Consider the following 15,167-nt stretch of genomic DNA (forward strand, 5'->3'; position numbering starts at 1 on the left):
ACCGGCGCACCGGCCGCAGAGTGTGCCAGCAGATTTCAGGCTGGCCGCGCAGCTGCAGCTGGCAGGATGCCAGCATTAGCGCCCAGTGATGTAGCTTACACAATCGCGCGGAGAGGCCGCACTGAGACGGCCATAATCATACGATCTGGCAAGCCGGGTGATGGCTTCCCTATTACCGGTATATCTGTAGACAATAGAAAGGTGAACCTGGGCATATTTATAATACTGGCGCGTTGCCCGACCCATTGCACCTGCTTCACATGACTTGTAGGTATCTACTTGTAGTGAATTCTGTTCGGGCACGATGTTGTTTTGTCTGTGTTTCAGCAAGTCCTTCTCAGCTCGTTCCTTACTGCCGTTGCTCTCACAAACCTGTATCAGTGATTCGGGAGCCGCATTACCCATAGCCAGAAAGGCCCTGCCGTTCTCCTGGCTGACGGTATAATAGCAGCTGTCGCCATCGGGTAACTGCTCTATATAAGACCATACTTCAGGCGATGCCTGCACAGCCGAGATAGCTAGGAAACTCAGCGAAGTAAGGATTGATCTCACAACTTATCCTGCATTTCCTGGCGTCCTCTCTGAATGTTCAACGCCGGTTTTTTGCAGATGGTTTGCAAAGCCTTCTGCATGCTTGAGCGGTACGCATCCGTGCCATGTTCTTACGATCACATTTCTATCCTCATGTTCTGTAGGGGATTTAAACATAACATGATGTGGAAGGTGATGTGATTCGTGATCGAGATGTTATGGTAAATCTGGATAAAAAAGGGAGGTGTTTATGGTATTGCAGCACATGAGAATAGCCAGGCCTGTCAGCGCACTCAGCAAAAGCTGTGAAATGTACTGTAACGGGCTTGGGTTAGAAAAAATCGGTGATTTTACAGACCACGCCGGATTCAGCGGATATATGTTAGGACTGGATGGCTTGTCCTGGCACCTTGAGTTTACCCAGTGCCATGATCATCCGGTGCTACCTTCACCCTCAAATGAAGATCTCCTGGTTCTGTACATTCCTGAGAAAGACAGTTGGCGAACCACCTGTAAAAATATGGATGATGCTGGCTTCGCCAGAGTTGAATCATTCAATCCCTACTGGGATCGTGATGGCGTTACCTTCGAGGATATGGATGGATACAGGGTTGTTATCCAAAACATGCGCTGGGGCAAGCTGTGAGCCACAGTTCGTGGCCGGGATGTTATGTCTAATGCGGCATAACATCCCTACCCATATATTTGACGTCCGCTTTTCGCTCTTTGCGGACGTTAGCCGGTAAATCAGGCTGCTTTATAAGTGAAGAGTACTGCGTTCAGCCGCTCTGCGGGCGGCTGCGGATAGCGTTACAAACGGGCCAGCCAGCGTAACATTGTGATGGCTGATAATGTCTTCGGCTGACAAGCCGCTGTTATCCATTGGGGTGTGCGCATCCGCAATCAGCACTGTTCTGAGTCCCCGTTCTGATGCTGCACGACAGGTCGTGTCCACAAAAAACTCTGTTTTCATCCCGGCGATAACCAGTTTTACACGAAACCCTCTGCCACTCTCTGATCAACCGTTAACGTGTAAGAGGCAGCTTTACATCATAAGCAGAGTGATCTGCAACCGTGCACCATCACACTCGCGATAGGTTTGCTACTATGCAGAGATCGACGATTGCTTTTGGATAATGCTGATATGCCTGACATAACTCTCCATATTCTGAATGCTCAGCAAAAACTTACCGCTCACCGTGAATGGCTTCAGGCCACTCTGACCGATACTTATGAAAAAGCCCGGGAGCTGATGCCGGTTCCTCCGCTGGATGTGGTGGTTAAAGCCGGAAAGTTTGTTATCCCTGAAAAAGGGCACACGGGTTTTTGTCCTGAACCGGGCGTTGTCTATTTAACGGTCGATCCTGAGAGTCCGGCATTCTGTCAAAATGACGCGCAGTCGCTTGAGCGAATGTTTGCTCATGAACTGCACCATGCTGCAAGATGGGCAGGGCCCGGATACGGCTCAACGTTAGGGGAGGCTGTCGTTTCTGAGGGACTTGCCGGGCATTTTTCTCTCGAACTTTTGGGCGGCCAACCTGAACCCTGGGAACGCCTCGAATCAGATATTGTCCGTTCTTATGCTCTGCAACTGCACGATAGCTGGCATCGCACTGATTACGATCATAATGCCTGGTTTTACGGAACCAGCGGGTTGCCAAAGTGGCTGGGCTATACCGCAGGTTTCAGGCTGATTTCCAGGTATCTTGCAGCATCCCCGCAACTGAAAGCGTCAATGCTGCCGTATATCAGCGCTGAGGAGTTCAGGACATTTCTTTAAAAAAACCAATGTCTCTGTTTGCAGGACTACCCTGTTTCACAGGCGAAAACTGAATGCTCTTTTTTGCTAATTGCTGTTACAACACTGCAGGGGTAAAGAGAGCGTTTATCACACACAAAAAGCCGGCTAATTGATTCAACCCGTGATCTCGATAAGGTTGCCGTCAGGGTCCTTAATGACAGCCTCGTAATAACCATCGCCTGTGAGGCGAGCCGGACTGACTAAAATTCCATCACCTGATGCTTTGATCACCATCTCATCAACCCGATGACGGGAGCCGACATTGATAGCAATATGAGCCCAGCCGGTAAGCTCTGCGCCGTGCCGCCCTTTTGCCAGACCATCCAGACTCATTAACTCAATAGCAGGCCCTTCGTATAAGCTGATAAAATAAGATACAAAACCAGGCCTGTTTTTACTGATATATAATTCATTAGGCGTTCCGCCAAAATAATCGCGCCAGAACATTTTTTGCGCTTCAATATGGGCTGTCCATAAAGCTACATGTGAAATTTTCATTTGTTCGCTCCTGAAGAGTATTTCCCGCTAAGATTAAGTGTGAATGATATCGCGCCGACAAAGAGCATTAAGGCTGTAATTAACGAGAAAGCCAGTGCAAGAGAACTAAAATGAGCGACAAACCCGATAATAGCGGGGCCACTTAATACGCCCAGATAACCCATAGTCGTCATTGCCGGAACAGCTACGGATTGAGGCATCACGTTCTGCTGACCCACAGCCGAAAACATCACCGGTACAATATTTGCGCACCCGCACCCGATCAAAATGTAGCCAAACAGCGACAGATGCCAGGATGGTATGAAAGTCATTAATGCCAGGCCAATAGCCGCAGCCAGTGCGCCACCCACGACGACTATTAATTGACCGAAATATTTTACAACCCGATCTCCCGTCAGCCTGGCTGCTGTCATGGCAACAGCAAAGCAGGTATATCCAAGTCCTCCTAACGATTCAGGCATATTTCTTACCTGCGTCAGATAAATTGCACTCCAGTCAAGAACAGTACCTTCGGTCAGGAACACCGATAAACAGATAATTCCCAACATCAGAACAATACCGCGGGGTAAGGCAAAGGCCGGCCCCTCTTTAGGATTGGCATAAGTCAGTAACCCCGGATAACTCAGTAAAGCTAAAGCGATAACAGTGAGCGTAATGAAAAGGGTGGATGTAACAACATCAAGACCTGCAGCCAAAAGCAGGGTCATCAGACCTGCACCAGCAATACCGCCAAAACTATACATGCCATGAAAACCGGACATCAGCGGAGCAGACGCTTCTTTTTCAACAAGAATCGCCTGAATATTCATGGCACAGTCTGTCACTCCAATGCCTGTCCCAAAAACCAGCAGGGCTAATGCCAGAAGTAAAGGGTCACTAATCACAGCCAGTAAAGGTGTGCTGACAACGACTAATGTAATAGCCGACATAATAACGCGGCGACAGCCGAAGCGGCTGGTCAGTGAGCCTGTTACCGGCATTGCAATTAAAGCGCCTAAACCAAGGCATAGCAGCAGCGAACCAAGTGTCGCTTCATTTACACCCGTATTGGTACGTGCATATGGCACAAGAACAGCCCAGGTCGCCGTAACAAAACCGGCAATGAAAAAAGCTAACCGGGTTGCCCGGCTGGAAGAGATCCGGTATGACTTTAAGTTCATTACGCTCCTCGTGATAACAGCTGATTGTGGTATGTGTGCAGCGTAATACCGACAGGAGATAAATTGACAACGTATTGCTCCTGCATGATTATGCTCGTTGTAGCTCTTTTTTAAATTTAAGAGGTTTTAATTGCTCGATTATGCAGCTTTACCCGATCAGCGACAAGACTTTATCCGACAAAAGTTGCGCCATGAAGGAAGAGTGGTCTGTACTGAACTTGCCCGGGAAACCGGTGTGTCAGAACATACCATCCGGAGAGACCTTCATGAATTAAGCAGAGAAGGCATCTGCAGAAAAGTCTATGGTGGTGCAGTGCTGCTGCTTCCCGATGCAGGAAACCTGTCTTTACGAAAAGAGCAACACCTGTCAGAAAAGGACATCATCGCGCAGAAATGTGCAAGCCTGATTAAGAATGAAAGCTGTATTTTTATCGATGCAGGCAGTACTAATCTGGCGATAACTAAGTTTTTATCTGCTGAATTAGCCATAACAGTGGTAACTAATGCACCTGATGTCGCAGCAGCGCTTTTGAAGCACTCCAATGCAGAGGTAATTATGCTGGGCGGTCGTATTCAGCATGGGAGTGGCGGTTGTGTAGGAAATACGGCAATAACGCAATTGAAAAATATCATGTTCAACCAGGCCTTTATAGGCGGATGTGCAATGAGCACAGAGGCCGGGCTGACTGGCTTTGACTTCGACGATTGTGAATTTAAAAAAGCAGCCATAGCACAGAGCGATCAGGTTATTGTTGGACTGACATCAGAAAAGATTCCTGGCGTGGCAAGATTTTCAGTTGCCCGCTGTGAGGAGATAGACATTCTGGTTATTGAGGGAAAACGTGCTGAAGAGACCTCTATAAACCTGCTGTCTGAACACATAACGATTTTATCTGTGTAATTTTAATCGGGTTACGCTTCGTGTCAGTAAAGAGACAAAGGGTATTTATTCGTCCCCGAGGTAAGTCATTCATCAGGTCCGGGATAGGAGTTTGCATCTTTGATAAAGAGATGATTTGAAGCCGATGTTTACACCAGTGCCTGAAGGGTTGCCATGAACGGATTAAGTCTGCAAAACAGGTATCACGCGGTAAACGATAACACTGCTGCACAGTGGGCGGAAAATGCAGGCATCGGAAAAATCAGAGAAGAAAACTACTACGATCCGACCAGACTCGCTCTTGCAACTGGCATACGGCCCTCCGTGACCTCAGGTATTTCGCGGCTTATTGAACAACTATCTCAACTGACCAAAGGTGACAGACTTGCCGACACGCTGCCCGCCTGTGGTTTGCATTTTACGTTTTTACCTCTGACTCTGCCGCTCTATCACGCAGATGAGCCATTACCCGCGAAAGTGGATCAATTGATGGCTATCTGGCGCGAATTTGCAGCGGAAAAAATAGTGATTACCCATCTCCGGCTGGTTGCGTTACCCGATCAGCTTTTGCTGGCGGGGATCCCGGCACCTCCTGCGCTGGCGCTGCGCGAGCAGTTCTGTGCAAACGTGCTGGGCTCTCAGTGGAAAAATGAACTACTGATGCGGCATGCGGGCAGAGCGCTGCCGGCTCCCTTCTGGCACAGCACGCTTCTGCGCTATGGAGCGGCTTTCTTACCGGATTATGTGCGTGCGTTTTTCTTTAGGCATCAGGCCGTCACGTTCGGGAATGTGGCCGGGGAACTGACGCTGGTAAAAACCAACTACAACTGGACAGAGTGCTATCCCTTAAAACCCGTTTAAGCGAAACGACGTTACCTTAAACGCTACATTGTTTGCTGTACTGCAGGAGCAAGCGTAAACGCTTTCAACACTGCACCACAAGTCAGCAAGTATTCACGATTCCGCTATCTCCATGCTTTGTGCCGGATTGAGCGGGGCCGGCAGATGCGATAAAAATGCATTAGTGCTAATGCATTTCAGGAGGTGAATGTGGTTTATATCCATGGTCTGGGCGAAATGCTGAGGCATCTCTCTGAGCTTATTGATAACGGCTCTGAAAAAACGTATCCGGCGCTGCCCGTTAACTATCGCTCCCGCTACACACCCGTTATACGGGCTATTGCTGCAGGGGCAACGACGGTCAGCGATATAAAGTCCATCACGTTTCTGACCCAGGGCGCAGTCAGCCAGACAGTGGCCCTGATGGAGCAGGATGGCATTATTGAACGGAAGCCCCTGACTGACGGCAGAAAAAATGCGCTGCAGCTGACGGCGCACGGGCATACCGTACTGAGCAGGCTTGAATGTCACTGGCAGGCTATTTTTTTAGCAGTCTCAAAACTTGAAGCGGAAACAGGAACACCGCTCATGGAGACGCTTAAAAAAACGATAAGTGCGCTTAGCGACCGTAGCGCTGAAGCACGGATACGCGAAGCGACGGCTGAGTTACAACAATGTGAGGAAAAAGGCGATGCGCGATGACACTGCCGGCACAAACTGGTTTTCAGAAGGTGGGCGGAATTATGCACAATATCGCCCGGAATATCCCCCTGAGTTAGCAGGCTATCTTGCAGAACTGGCGCCGGATAACCAGAAAGCACTGGACGTAGGTTGCGGTACCGGGCAGCTAACTCAGCTTCTTTCTGCATATTTCAGCTCGGTGACCGGCGTTGATCCCAGCGAAGATCAGTTGTGCAACGCTTCTCACACACCCGGCATTACTTACCTTCACTCTGCCGCTGAAAGCCTGCCGGCAGACTTCAGCGGTTATAGTCTGATTACGGTTGCGCAGGCCGCCCACTGGTTCCGGTTAGACGATTTTTATCGTGAAGTTCGCCGTGTGGCCAGGCCGCAGGCAGTCATTGCTCTGATAAGTTACGGCGTGCTGAACATAGAAGGCCAGGCCGGAGAGCGGTTCAGGCAATTCTACTATGAAGAGATTGGCCGCTTCTGGCCTCCTGAGCGGCAGCTGGTTGATGCAGGTTACCGCGATCTGCCTTTTCCGTTTGAAGAGCTGAATGCTGCACCTTTCAGTATCGAAGCAGAGTGGGAATTGCAGGCGTTGCTGGGATACATATCCACCTGGTCTGCTGTACGGCAGGCCAGACAAAAAGGTGAGGCGCACCTTATTACGCAGTTTGAAAATGAGCTGACTTCACTATGGGGTAGCCCTGACAGGCGCAGAAAAATAGTCTGGCCGATCGCCATGCGTCTCGGCAGAATACAAAACTAAAATTGATCGCCGGGCATCTCTTTCCCTCTTCTGTCAGAATAGGGTGTCTGATTGCAGATAAGCGTAAGCAGGCTATGCCGTTGCGGTAGCCGCTGTAAGCTTAACCCTGAGGGTGCCCGGGTACGGTGAGTGCAGACGCCGTACCGGTTAATGTCGGATCCACGGCAGACCAGGGGGTACTGGACGATAACGCGAAACGATAAGAGGTTGATATGAAACTGCCGGGAATGCCGGAAAATGAAGCCGCGCGGCTGAAGTCGCTCCACAAGCTTGGCCTGCTGGATACGCAGGACGATGAGCGCTTTGAACGGCTGACCCGCATTTCCCGCCGGCTGTTTCAGGTACCGATCGCGCTGATCAATCTTATCGATCGCGATCGTCAATGGACGCTGGCCTGTCAGGGGATCAACGGCCGTGAGATGAAGCGCGATATCTCATTATGTGCGCATGCCATTATGCTGGATGAACCGCTGATTATCACAGACGCGCGCGAAGATGCGCGGTTTTGTGACAACCCGCTGGTTACCGGCACGCCCTTTATCCGTTTTTATGCCGGCTACCCGGTGCGGCTGCCCGACGGCGCCGTTGCCGGTACGCTGTGTCTGGTTAACAGTGAGCCGCGCAGCTTTACCGGTGATGACATTGCTGCGATGAAAGATGTGGCGGCGATTGTCGAAGATGAATTCCAGGTCACGCACATTGCAATGGTGGATAGCCTGACGGATATTCCTAACCGTCGGGGATTTTATGCAATGGGAGAAAAGCGGTTTCAGCTATTACAGCAGCAGAATCACGATTTTGCCATCCTCTATTTTGACCTCGACAAATTCAAACCTATCAACGATATATGGGGGCATGCGGAAGGCGATAAGGTCCTGAAAACCTTCGCGGCACTGCTCTATCAGCAGCTCGGTCCGGATGACATTGCTGGTCGTCTTGGCGGGGATGAGTTCGCTGTATTGCTGGCTCATCAAAGCGATGCCAAAGCTTACCTGTGCCGGCTGCGCGACACGTTAGCGGTGTGGAATCAGCAGGCGGCTAAACCTTATAACATCAATTACTCCTTTGGCATGATCGGCAGTGAGGCAGGCAGATATGCCTCGCTCGAGGAAATGATCAGCGAGAGCGACAGCGTCATGTATGCCGAAAAGCGCCGGAAAAAGCCGCGATAAGCACGCGGCCGGCTGTGCAGGATCTTAATGGCCGTGAACGGTTAACGCCACCAGCCGGATAACCACCGGACGCACAAGCAGAATACAAATGAATGCAGCAGGCATTGCCACCCGGTAAGCATTCATCACATTTGTCATATAGTGCGGGCCTGCACCTGACTCTGCCAGCGTAATCACCAGGCTCATGAGGAATGCCATAATCGTTGCCATATACAGAGAAAATATATAGGGAGTCACGCGATGGGGCAGTCGTAAGCGCACGCCAGCCGACGCAATAGCTTTAATCATAAAATCTCTCCTGAGCGATAAGTTAAGAAACAGCGGCTACCTTACGGGCCCGTGCCGGACAAAAACAGAGCAGCTGTGCTTTAATCATTGCTAAGCAAAAGTTACGAAAAGAGCGGGCCGTTAATGGATATGCTGGGGTTAATCGACAATTTTGTTCGCGTAGTGGAAAACGGCACCATTGCCGCCGCTGCCCGCAACAGAGGAATGAGTGCTGCAGCCGTCAGTCAGAGCCTGGCCCGGCTCGAAACGCACCTTGGTGTGCGCCTGCTTTCGCGGACAACCCGCAGTATGGTCCTGACGGAAAGCGGCAAGCGCTATTACGCAAAAGTTCGTCATATTCCGTATGATATCGACCTTGCTGCGCAGGCTGCTGTAGTGGAAACTGAACCGCAGGGTCCGCTGCGCATCGCCACCACCGCTGCGTTTGGCCGCTACGTGGTTGCCCCTCTTATGCCGGCTTTCAATGAAAGGTTCCCTGGTATCGATATCGAACTGATCAGCACCGATCGCAATGTCGATCACCGGCTGGAAAACATTGACGTCAGCCTGCGCATTGAGGCGCAGCTGAACGATCAGCTGGTGGCACGCAAAATTGCCTCCCTGCCGTTTATTTTCTGTGCGGCACCCGCTTACCTCTCCCGCGCAGGCATTCCGCAACGGATAGAGGAGCTGAGCCAGCACGCCTGTCTGGTATTCCGCTATCCCACGGACGGCCGCTTTCTTCCCTGGAGCTTTAGCGCCGGCGGAGAGATCATCACCGCCCGGCTTAACCCGCGGTTTATCAGTGATGATATTGATATTATTGCCCGGATTGCCGTCAGCGGCGGCGGAATTGCACGACTGGCAAGCTTTATTGCCCGGCCGCTGATCGCCAGCGGCCAGCTGATACCGCTGTTTGCTGATGATAAGCAGACGATCCGGTCGCTGCCGATGACCCTCTATGCCTGCGTCAGCGAACGTTCAGCCCTGAGCGCCAAAGTCAGGGCGTTTATTGATTACATTGCGGCGGCGGTCTCCAGTGAAGAAAAGCGGTGACCTGCGCATGCCGGGCAGGGGGTTAACGCGGACTTCGCAGCCGCAGTATAAACAGGCTGCTGATAATCATCATGGTGGCTGCCAGTAACACCATTTCCTGCAGGCCGATAACGTCTGCCAGATGACCACCGGCCAGCGCACCGCTGCCGATTGCCGCGTTGAATATCGCAACATAGAGCGCGGAAGCAGGCTGTGCAGCAGGACCGGCACTGCGCAGCAGCCAGGTCTGCAGCCCGACGAATATCACGGCGATCCCGGCGCTCCAGAGTGCCAGCAGCAGCGCGGTCAGGCCGTGTGGTAAAGCGGCAATACTCAGCGCGCCCAGCGCCGTCGCGCTCAGCAGCAGCGCTGAAAGAATAAGGCCCCTGAGATAGCGGTCAATCAGTTTTCCGGCAATGATATTGCCTGCTACGCCAGCGATGCCGGCAACCAGCAGCAGGGCGGAAACCGCAGCAGGGGCAATGCCCTGTTTTAACGTCAGCAGCGGGTCGATATAGGTAAACGCGGCAAAGTGTGCGGTAATGACAGCGGCCGTGGCGCCAAACAGCGTCAGCAGCGTCCGATGACGAAAAATCGCCAGATAGGCATTCAGTTTCAATGGAACAGGCGGCGTCAGAACCGGAAGCGTGCGCCAGAGAACCACGGCGGCGGCCAGTGCGAGCAGCGCAATGGCATTAAACGCACTGCGCCAGCTGGCAGTAGCAGCCATAAAGCTGGCAAGCGGCACGCCGAGTACGCTGGACACAGGCATCGCTACTGTCTCCAGAAAGCTGGATCGGCTGGAGCAGTCGCTGGGGCTGCCGCTGTTTAGCCGGCATCAGAGCGGATACCGGCTGACGGATGATGGTGAAGCGCTGCTGGAACGGGCGGAGGCGCTGGAAGACGCAGGACGGGCAGTGACGGAAAAAGCGCAGCTGCAGGGTTCGGTTGCCGGGCTGGTACGGCTGGCAACGTCGGACAATCTGGCGACCCATTTTATACTGCCTTCACTTCCGTCTCTGCTGCAGACGCACCCGGCGCTCCGGCTGGAGGTACTGAGCGGAGTACAGTCGGTCAATCTGCACCGCAGAGAGGCCGATCTGGCGATCCGTCTGGTTCGCCCTGAGGCGGGCAACCTGACTATCAGGCGGCTGGGCACCCTGGGGTTCGGTTTGTATACGGCACCGGCTTTACTGCAGGCTTCAGCGCCTTTTACGCTCAATGACGCACCCTGCATCGGCTGGTCTGAATCGCATCAGCATCTGCCGGCCGCTCGCTGGCTGAAGCGGATACTGCGCGGCAGGCCCTGCCGGCTGGAGGCCAATACGCTTGCCGCACAGGTCGCAGCCGTTGCGGCCGGGCTGGGCGTGGGCGTGTTACCGCATTTTATGGCCAGAGCCAGCGGTTTACACTGCCTGCAGCGTGACAGCAGTGCCGATCAGCCCCTGTGGCTGGTGATGCACGCCGATCTGGCAACGTCAGGCCGCGTACGCGCGGTGGCCGATCATCTTATCGAACTCTTCAGCGCATGCCGGGAACAGCTTGAACACTGAGCAAAGTGCAGCGCACACGTCTGTAAGCGCAGCAATGTTCTACACTCCGGTACAGTACAGAATAAGAGGAGAAAAGATGACGACCCCAAAAAACAGCGAAATCAGCCACGAACTGGTGTCACAGAGCGGCGCAGCCTGGAACGGTCAGGCTTACGACGGTTATCCGTCGGGCAAGCCACAGATTACAGTGATGCGCATGTCGCTGCCGGCCCACAGTGAACTGCCGTGGCATACGCATCCCATGCCTAACACGGCTTACGTGCTCTCCGGCCAGCTGATTATTGAAGATAAAGAGAGCGGCCAGCGCCAGCATGTTAATGCGGGTGAAGCGCTGAATGAGACAGTTAACAGTGCGCATCGCGGCTATACCGCTGAGCAGGCGACTGAGCTGATCATTTTTTATGCCGGGGCGGAGGGGCAGTCGCTCTCTGAACCTCTGCCGGGTGAAGAGCCGGAATTTTAAGCCTGAGCCGGGTGGAAAGCGGACAGAGGCGTAAAACTCCTGCTGCACACCCGGTTCGCTTTAACCCTTAATGCTTTTTGCGCCCCGCAGCGTTTTCGATCTGCCTGGTTGCCTGATTGCTCGCCTCAATCATCACGGCGCCTCTGCTAAACTTCCCGGGTCGCAACCAAAAAACAGAGGACTGTAATGAAAATCAAAAGCTATGCCGCTATGAAAGCGGGCGAAGCGCTGGTGCCGCACGAATATGAAGCAGGTCCGCTGAACGCGGAAGAGGTGATGGTTGAAGTTGACTACTGTGGCGTCTGCCACTCCGATCTCTCCATGATTGATAACGAGTGGGGCATCTCCTCGTTCCCGGTTATTGCCGGACATGAGGTGATTGGCCGCATCAGCGAGCTGGGCGATGCAGCGCGAAACAAAGGGCTGAAAGTGGGTCAGCGCGTGGGCATCGGCTGGACGGCGAAAAGCTGTCAGCACTGCGACGCCTGTATCAACGGCGAGCAGGTAAACTGCGAAAAAGGCTCTGTCCCTACCATTATGAATAAGGGCGGCTTTGCCAGCCATCTGCGTGCAGACTGGCAGTGGGTGATCCCGCTACCGGAATCAATTGATATCACGTCAGCCGGCCCGCTGCTCTGCGGTGGTATTACCGTATTCAAGCCGCTGCTGATGCACAATATCAACGTTAACAGCCGCGTTGGCGTGATCGGTATTGGCGGTCTGGGTCATATGGCCATCAAACTGCTGCGTGCTATGGGTGCAGAGGTGACCGCGTTCAGTTCCAACGCCAGCAAAACTGAATCTGTTAAGGCGATGGGCGCTGACCGCGTGGTCAACAGCCGCGATCCAAAAGCGCTGAAGGCGCTGGCTGGCCAGTTTGATTTGATTATCAGTACGGTTGCGGTCGATCTCGACTGGCAGCCCTATTTCCAGGCGCTGGCCCCGCACGGTAAGTTCCATACCGTGGGTGCGGTGATGAAACCGTTCCCGGTACCGGCATTTACCCTGATCATGGGCGATCGCGCCGTAACCGGCTCCTCTACCGGCTCACCGGGCCAGCTGCGTACGCTGATGCGTCTTGCCGCGCGTGCCGATATCGCGCCGCACGTAGAAGAGTTCCCGATGTCAAAAATCAATGATGCGCTGGAACATGTGCGTGCCGGCAAAGCAAATTACCGCGTTGTGCTGAAAGCTGACTTCTGATGCAGAGGTGAAAAGAGGTGTCTCAGCCACCTCTTTTTTTTACCCTTTGTTTGCTGAATCGTCCTGCTCGCCGAGGAAGAAATACCAGAGCGGAATTGACATCAGCCCGGTAAATACCAGCGTGTAGAGCGTAATCATAAAGCCCTGGGTCAGATACATGGTCAGCGACCAGTGGCTGAACGGAATACCATACTGGTCGATCACGCCACCGATAATCGCATTACTCATTACCGTACCGACAATCAGCGCCAGGATGAACAGGCCGCGCAGAAAATAGCGCATCTCTTTGCGTTTGACCGTAAAGCGGGCGCGGATAATACCCAGCGGCGACTGCTGAGCTGCGAGGATCTCCGCTTCAGTCATTGGCGTGCGCTGCTGCCTGCGCCAGCGCAGATAGTCGATGGCTAAAAACAGCAGCAGACTGACACCCATTACCGGCAGCGCATACCCCAGCGCCAGCGCCAGCAGCAGGCACAGCAGACGCGCCGTCAGCGGCAGCGCCAGCCAGCTTGCCGTCAGCGTTTCAAGCGGACTGGCGGCAGCAGAAGCGGGGCGGCGCAGCCACCACATACGGTAGCCCAGCACTATCATGGTGCAGAGGCCGAGCCCAAAGAGAGCCAGCAGCAGCTGATTAGGCAGGCCGAACAGTACGCCCATATGGGCATCCACACCCCAGCGGGTCAGTTTTGCCACCAGCGGAAAGCGGGCAAACTCTGCGCGGTCCACAATCGCAAAACTGTGCGGATCTACCGATACCGCATCCACCTGCGTTGGCCAGTGGCGATCAATTTCCGTGACGGTCCAGGCGCTGCCGCTGTTTTTCGGCTGGCGCAGCTCCACTTTCGCTGCATCAATTCCGTTCTCACGCGCGGCCTTCAGCACCTGGTCCCAGTCAGCATCGGGCATATTGGCAGGCACCGGTTTCATCGCCGTCATACCAGGCTTGCGCATCGCGGCCATATCGGTCACTGACATACTGTGATGATCGGCGTGGGGATCGGCGGGTGCCGCTGGCGCATCCGGATCGAGGACCGTTCTGACCTGGGGCGTCAGCCAGTTCAGCTCGCTGCGCATTTTATCTATGTTCGCACCTGCCCACTGTGACCAGGTGAGGCCGGTCGCAGAGAAGAACAGCAGGCCGAGCAGCAACACCAATCCCAGAGTGGCGTGCCAGTGGCGGCTGAAAGCGAAACCGCTGCGTGCCGGTTTGAGCCGGCGCTTTGGCCGGGTCGCCAGCCACAGCACCACGCCGCCCAGCGCGGCTACCCAGAGCCAGCTTGCCGCCAGTTCGCTGTAGTTGCGTCCTGCATCGCCCAGCAGCAGGCTGCTGTGCAGCAGATCGAGCGTGGTGCGCAGTGGCAGTATGCCGCTGGTGCCATAAACCGGCATATCTCCCTTTATCTGCAGGGTATAGGGATCGATAAACAGCGCGCGCGAGGTGGAGGCGCCCAGCGTCGGATCGCTGAACTGCACGCGGGTGGTATCCTCTGCACCCGGTGCCGGTCGCACCGCATAAACAGGCGCCTGCGCGCCAGCCCTGGCGCGTGCTGCGCCAATCTGAGCCGACAGCGGCTGTGGTTCACCTTCGGGCTTTACGGTCAGCGCATCGTGATAGACCAGCTGTTCCAGCTGGGGCGTCAGCACATAAAGCGTGCCGCTCAGCGCCGCAATAAAGATAAACGGCGCAACGAACAGGCCGATATAAAAATGCAGACGGCGAAGCAGATTAAGCACCGCGCCGCGCGGTGCTGCAGAATTAATAGCAGACAAAAGCGTCTTCCTTCTGAAGATAAATAACCGGGGCGACGGGCAGCAGGCTGCGTCCGCACCACGTTAAAGCAGATTCAGTTAAGAAGCAGGCAAGGCGGTCCGCGCGGACGGGGAATGGCCGCCAGCGTGCGCACTACTGGCGCGGCAAGCCACGGGAGCGGCGGCGCACGGGAGTGAAGCAACATCAGCCAGATAAAGGGAATAAATACCCAGATCATCAGCGGCACATGCACCAGCAGATCGCAGTAGCCGCAGGCAAGCTCGCCGTCGTCCGCGTCATGATGCATCATGCCCGGCATGGCGTGCTCCATCATCTGATGATGATCCATCTCCATCATGGCCGGGGCAGGCTGCGAGACGCGCTGCTGCTCAATCAGGCTTTTCGACACCACCGGCGCAACAAACAGCAGCAGCACCGCCAGAATGGCGAGGCAGGCAGTAAGGCGCTGATGAAGTGCAGGTAAAACCGTCATAACAGATAGCAGGTCACGTCAGAGAAGAGGCGGAATTGTAACGCGATTGCCGCTGCCGCGTTAAACAA

The 15,167-nt window shown here is 54.0% G+C and carries 17 protein-coding genes and 2 pseudogenes; 11 read left to right on the forward strand and 8 right to left on the reverse strand.

The window, feature by feature from the left end:
* Positions 1-75 precede the first annotated feature (75 nt).
* Positions 76-552: a hypothetical protein gene (locus tag B3041_RS03030; RefSeq protein ID WP_292969131.1), complete on the reverse strand. Its 477-nt coding sequence runs from the start codon at positions 550-552 to the stop codon at positions 76-78.
* 229 nt (positions 553-781) lie between these two features.
* On the opposite strand from B3041_RS03030, the gene B3041_RS03035 reads away from it, so the two are divergent.
* Positions 782-1,177 carry a VOC family protein gene (locus tag B3041_RS03035; RefSeq protein WP_292969134.1) on the forward strand — a complete coding sequence of 132 codons (396 nt, stop codon included), beginning with the start codon at positions 782-784 and terminating at the stop codon, positions 1,175-1,177.
* Positions 1,178-1,288: 111 nt separating this feature from the next.
* Here B3041_RS03035 and B3041_RS03040 read toward each other — a convergent pair.
* Positions 1,289-1,522: pseudogene (locus B3041_RS03040) on the reverse strand (isochorismatase family protein); the annotation flags it as partial.
* A 153-nt stretch (positions 1,523-1,675) separates the two neighbouring features.
* Here B3041_RS03040 and B3041_RS03045 point away from each other — a divergent pair.
* Positions 1,676-2,311 carry a DUF2268 domain-containing protein gene (locus tag B3041_RS03045; RefSeq protein WP_414692354.1) on the forward strand — a complete coding sequence of 212 codons (636 nt, stop codon included), beginning with the start codon at positions 1,676-1,678 and terminating at the stop codon, positions 2,309-2,311.
* A gap of 135 nt (positions 2,312-2,446) precedes the next feature.
* On the opposite strand, the gene B3041_RS03050 is transcribed toward B3041_RS03045, so the two are convergent.
* A complete protein-coding gene (locus B3041_RS03050; protein ID WP_292969139.1) occupies positions 2,447-2,830 on the reverse strand; it encodes a VOC family protein in 384 nt (127 codons plus the stop codon).
* Entirely contained in the window at positions 2,827-3,990 is a 1,164-nt protein-coding gene (locus B3041_RS03055; protein WP_292969141.1) for an MFS transporter, read from the reverse strand. The genes B3041_RS03050 and B3041_RS03055 overlap by 4 nt, the downstream gene beginning before the upstream one ends.
* Positions 3,991-4,120: 130 nt before the next feature.
* Here B3041_RS03055 and B3041_RS03060 point away from each other — a divergent pair, with 130 nt between their 5' ends.
* From B3041_RS03060 to B3041_RS03080, 5 genes are all read left to right on the forward strand, one after another.
* Entirely contained in the window at positions 4,121-4,891 is a 771-nt protein-coding gene (locus B3041_RS03060; protein WP_292969143.1) for a DeoR/GlpR family DNA-binding transcription regulator, read from the forward strand.
* A gap of 153 nt (positions 4,892-5,044) precedes the next feature.
* Entirely contained in the window at positions 5,045-5,731 is a 687-nt protein-coding gene (locus B3041_RS03065) for a hypothetical protein (RefSeq protein ID WP_292969145.1), read from the forward strand.
* Between the two features lie 189 nt (positions 5,732-5,920).
* Positions 5,921-6,412, forward strand: coding sequence for a MarR family winged helix-turn-helix transcriptional regulator (locus B3041_RS03070; protein ID WP_206099877.1), 492 nt, complete (start codon positions 5,921-5,923; stop codon positions 6,410-6,412).
* Entirely contained in the window at positions 6,402-7,163 is a 762-nt protein-coding gene (locus B3041_RS03075; protein ID WP_292969148.1) for a class I SAM-dependent methyltransferase, read from the forward strand. The genes B3041_RS03070 and B3041_RS03075 overlap by 11 nt, the downstream gene beginning before the upstream one ends.
* A gap of 212 nt (positions 7,164-7,375) precedes the next feature.
* On the forward strand, positions 7,376-8,335 hold the full coding sequence (locus tag B3041_RS03080; protein WP_065647504.1) for a sensor domain-containing diguanylate cyclase: 960 nt from the start codon (positions 7,376-7,378) through the stop codon (positions 8,333-8,335).
* 24 nt (positions 8,336-8,359) lie between these two features.
* On the opposite strand, the gene B3041_RS03085 is transcribed toward B3041_RS03080, so the two are convergent.
* On the reverse strand, positions 8,360-8,623 hold the full coding sequence (locus tag B3041_RS03085) for a DUF2798 domain-containing protein (protein ID WP_292969151.1): 264 nt from the start codon (positions 8,621-8,623) through the stop codon (positions 8,360-8,362).
* 123 nt (positions 8,624-8,746) lie between these two features.
* Between B3041_RS03085 and B3041_RS03090 the strand changes: the two genes are divergently transcribed.
* Positions 8,747-9,658, forward strand: a complete 912-nt coding sequence (locus B3041_RS03090; RefSeq protein ID WP_292969153.1) for a LysR family transcriptional regulator — start codon at positions 8,747-8,749, stop codon at positions 9,656-9,658.
* 22 nt (positions 9,659-9,680) lie between these two features.
* Here B3041_RS03090 and B3041_RS03095 read toward each other — a convergent pair.
* Positions 9,681-10,400, reverse strand: a pseudogene (locus tag B3041_RS03095) (MFS transporter); the annotation flags it as partial.
* On the opposite strand from B3041_RS03095, the gene B3041_RS03100 reads away from it, so the two are divergent.
* The 3 genes from B3041_RS03100 to ahr all read left to right on the forward strand — a co-directional run bounded on the left by B3041_RS03100 (position 10,327) and on the right by ahr (position 12,856).
* Complete coding sequence (locus tag B3041_RS03100; RefSeq protein ID WP_349678552.1) at positions 10,327-11,190, forward strand: LysR family transcriptional regulator; 864 nt, start codon at positions 10,327-10,329, stop codon at positions 11,188-11,190. The pseudogene B3041_RS03095 and the gene B3041_RS03100 sit on opposite strands and share 74 nt — an antisense overlap.
* Positions 11,191-11,266: 76 nt before the next feature.
* Positions 11,267-11,653 carry a cupin domain-containing protein gene (locus B3041_RS03105; protein WP_065647501.1) on the forward strand — a complete coding sequence of 129 codons (387 nt, stop codon included), beginning with the start codon at positions 11,267-11,269 and terminating at the stop codon, positions 11,651-11,653.
* 186 nt (positions 11,654-11,839) lie between these two features.
* Positions 11,840-12,856 (forward strand): NADPH-dependent aldehyde reductase Ahr, encoded by a 1,017-nt coding sequence (gene ahr / locus B3041_RS03110; RefSeq protein ID WP_292969155.1) that lies wholly within the window; start codon positions 11,840-11,842, stop codon positions 12,854-12,856.
* 39 nt (positions 12,857-12,895) lie between these two features.
* Here ahr and B3041_RS03115 read toward each other — a convergent pair whose 3' ends face one another.
* Together B3041_RS03115 and B3041_RS03120 are read right to left on the reverse strand one after the other, a co-directional pair.
* Positions 12,896-14,626, reverse strand: coding sequence for a DUF2534 family protein (locus B3041_RS03115; protein WP_065647499.1), 1,731 nt, complete (start codon positions 14,624-14,626; stop codon positions 12,896-12,898).
* Positions 14,627-14,700: 74 nt separating this feature from the next.
* Positions 14,701-15,099 (reverse strand): DUF2946 domain-containing protein, encoded by a 399-nt coding sequence (locus tag B3041_RS03120; protein WP_065647498.1) that lies wholly within the window; start codon positions 15,097-15,099, stop codon positions 14,701-14,703.
* Between the last annotated feature and the right edge of the window lie 68 nt (positions 15,100-15,167).

The organism is Pantoea sp. UBA4549 (assembly GCF_002387285.1).
Classification (GTDB): domain Bacteria; phylum Pseudomonadota; class Gammaproteobacteria; order Enterobacterales; family Enterobacteriaceae; genus Pantoea; species Pantoea borealis.

Bases quoted from the DNA above. Each gene is read 5' to 3' on its own strand.
- B3041_RS03090 (WP_292969153.1), top strand. From the start codon at position 8,747: ATGGATATGCTGGGGTTAATCGACAATTTTGTTCGCGTAGTGGAAAAC.
- B3041_RS03065 (WP_292969145.1), top strand. From the start codon at position 5,045: ATGAACGGATTAAGTCTGCAAAACAGGTATCACGCGGTAAACGATAAC.
- B3041_RS03120 (WP_065647498.1), bottom strand. From the start codon at position 15,099: ATGACGGTTTTACCTGCACTTCATCAGCGCCTTACTGCCTGCCTCGCC.
- B3041_RS03050 (WP_292969139.1), bottom strand. From the start codon at position 2,830: ATGAAAATTTCACATGTAGCTTTATGGACAGCCCATATTGAAGCGCAA.
- B3041_RS03085 (WP_292969151.1), bottom strand. From the start codon at position 8,623: ATGATTAAAGCTATTGCGTCGGCTGGCGTGCGCTTACGACTGCCCCAT.
- B3041_RS03055 (WP_292969141.1), bottom strand. From the start codon at position 3,990: ATGAACTTAAAGTCATACCGGATCTCTTCCAGCCGGGCAACCCGGTTA.
- ahr (WP_292969155.1), top strand. From the start codon at position 11,840: ATGAAAATCAAAAGCTATGCCGCTATGAAAGCGGGCGAAGCGCTGGTG.
- B3041_RS03100 (WP_349678552.1), top strand. From the start codon at position 10,327: ATGGCATTAAACGCACTGCGCCAGCTGGCAGTAGCAGCCATAAAGCTG.
- B3041_RS03105 (WP_065647501.1), top strand. From the start codon at position 11,267: ATGACGACCCCAAAAAACAGCGAAATCAGCCACGAACTGGTGTCACAG.
- B3041_RS03045 (WP_414692354.1), top strand. From the start codon at position 1,676: ATGCCTGACATAACTCTCCATATTCTGAATGCTCAGCAAAAACTTACC.
- B3041_RS03075 (WP_292969148.1), top strand. From the start codon at position 6,402: ATGCGCGATGACACTGCCGGCACAAACTGGTTTTCAGAAGGTGGGCGG.
- B3041_RS03080 (WP_065647504.1), top strand. From the start codon at position 7,376: ATGAAACTGCCGGGAATGCCGGAAAATGAAGCCGCGCGGCTGAAGTCG.
- B3041_RS03035 (WP_292969134.1), top strand. From the start codon at position 782: ATGGTATTGCAGCACATGAGAATAGCCAGGCCTGTCAGCGCACTCAGC.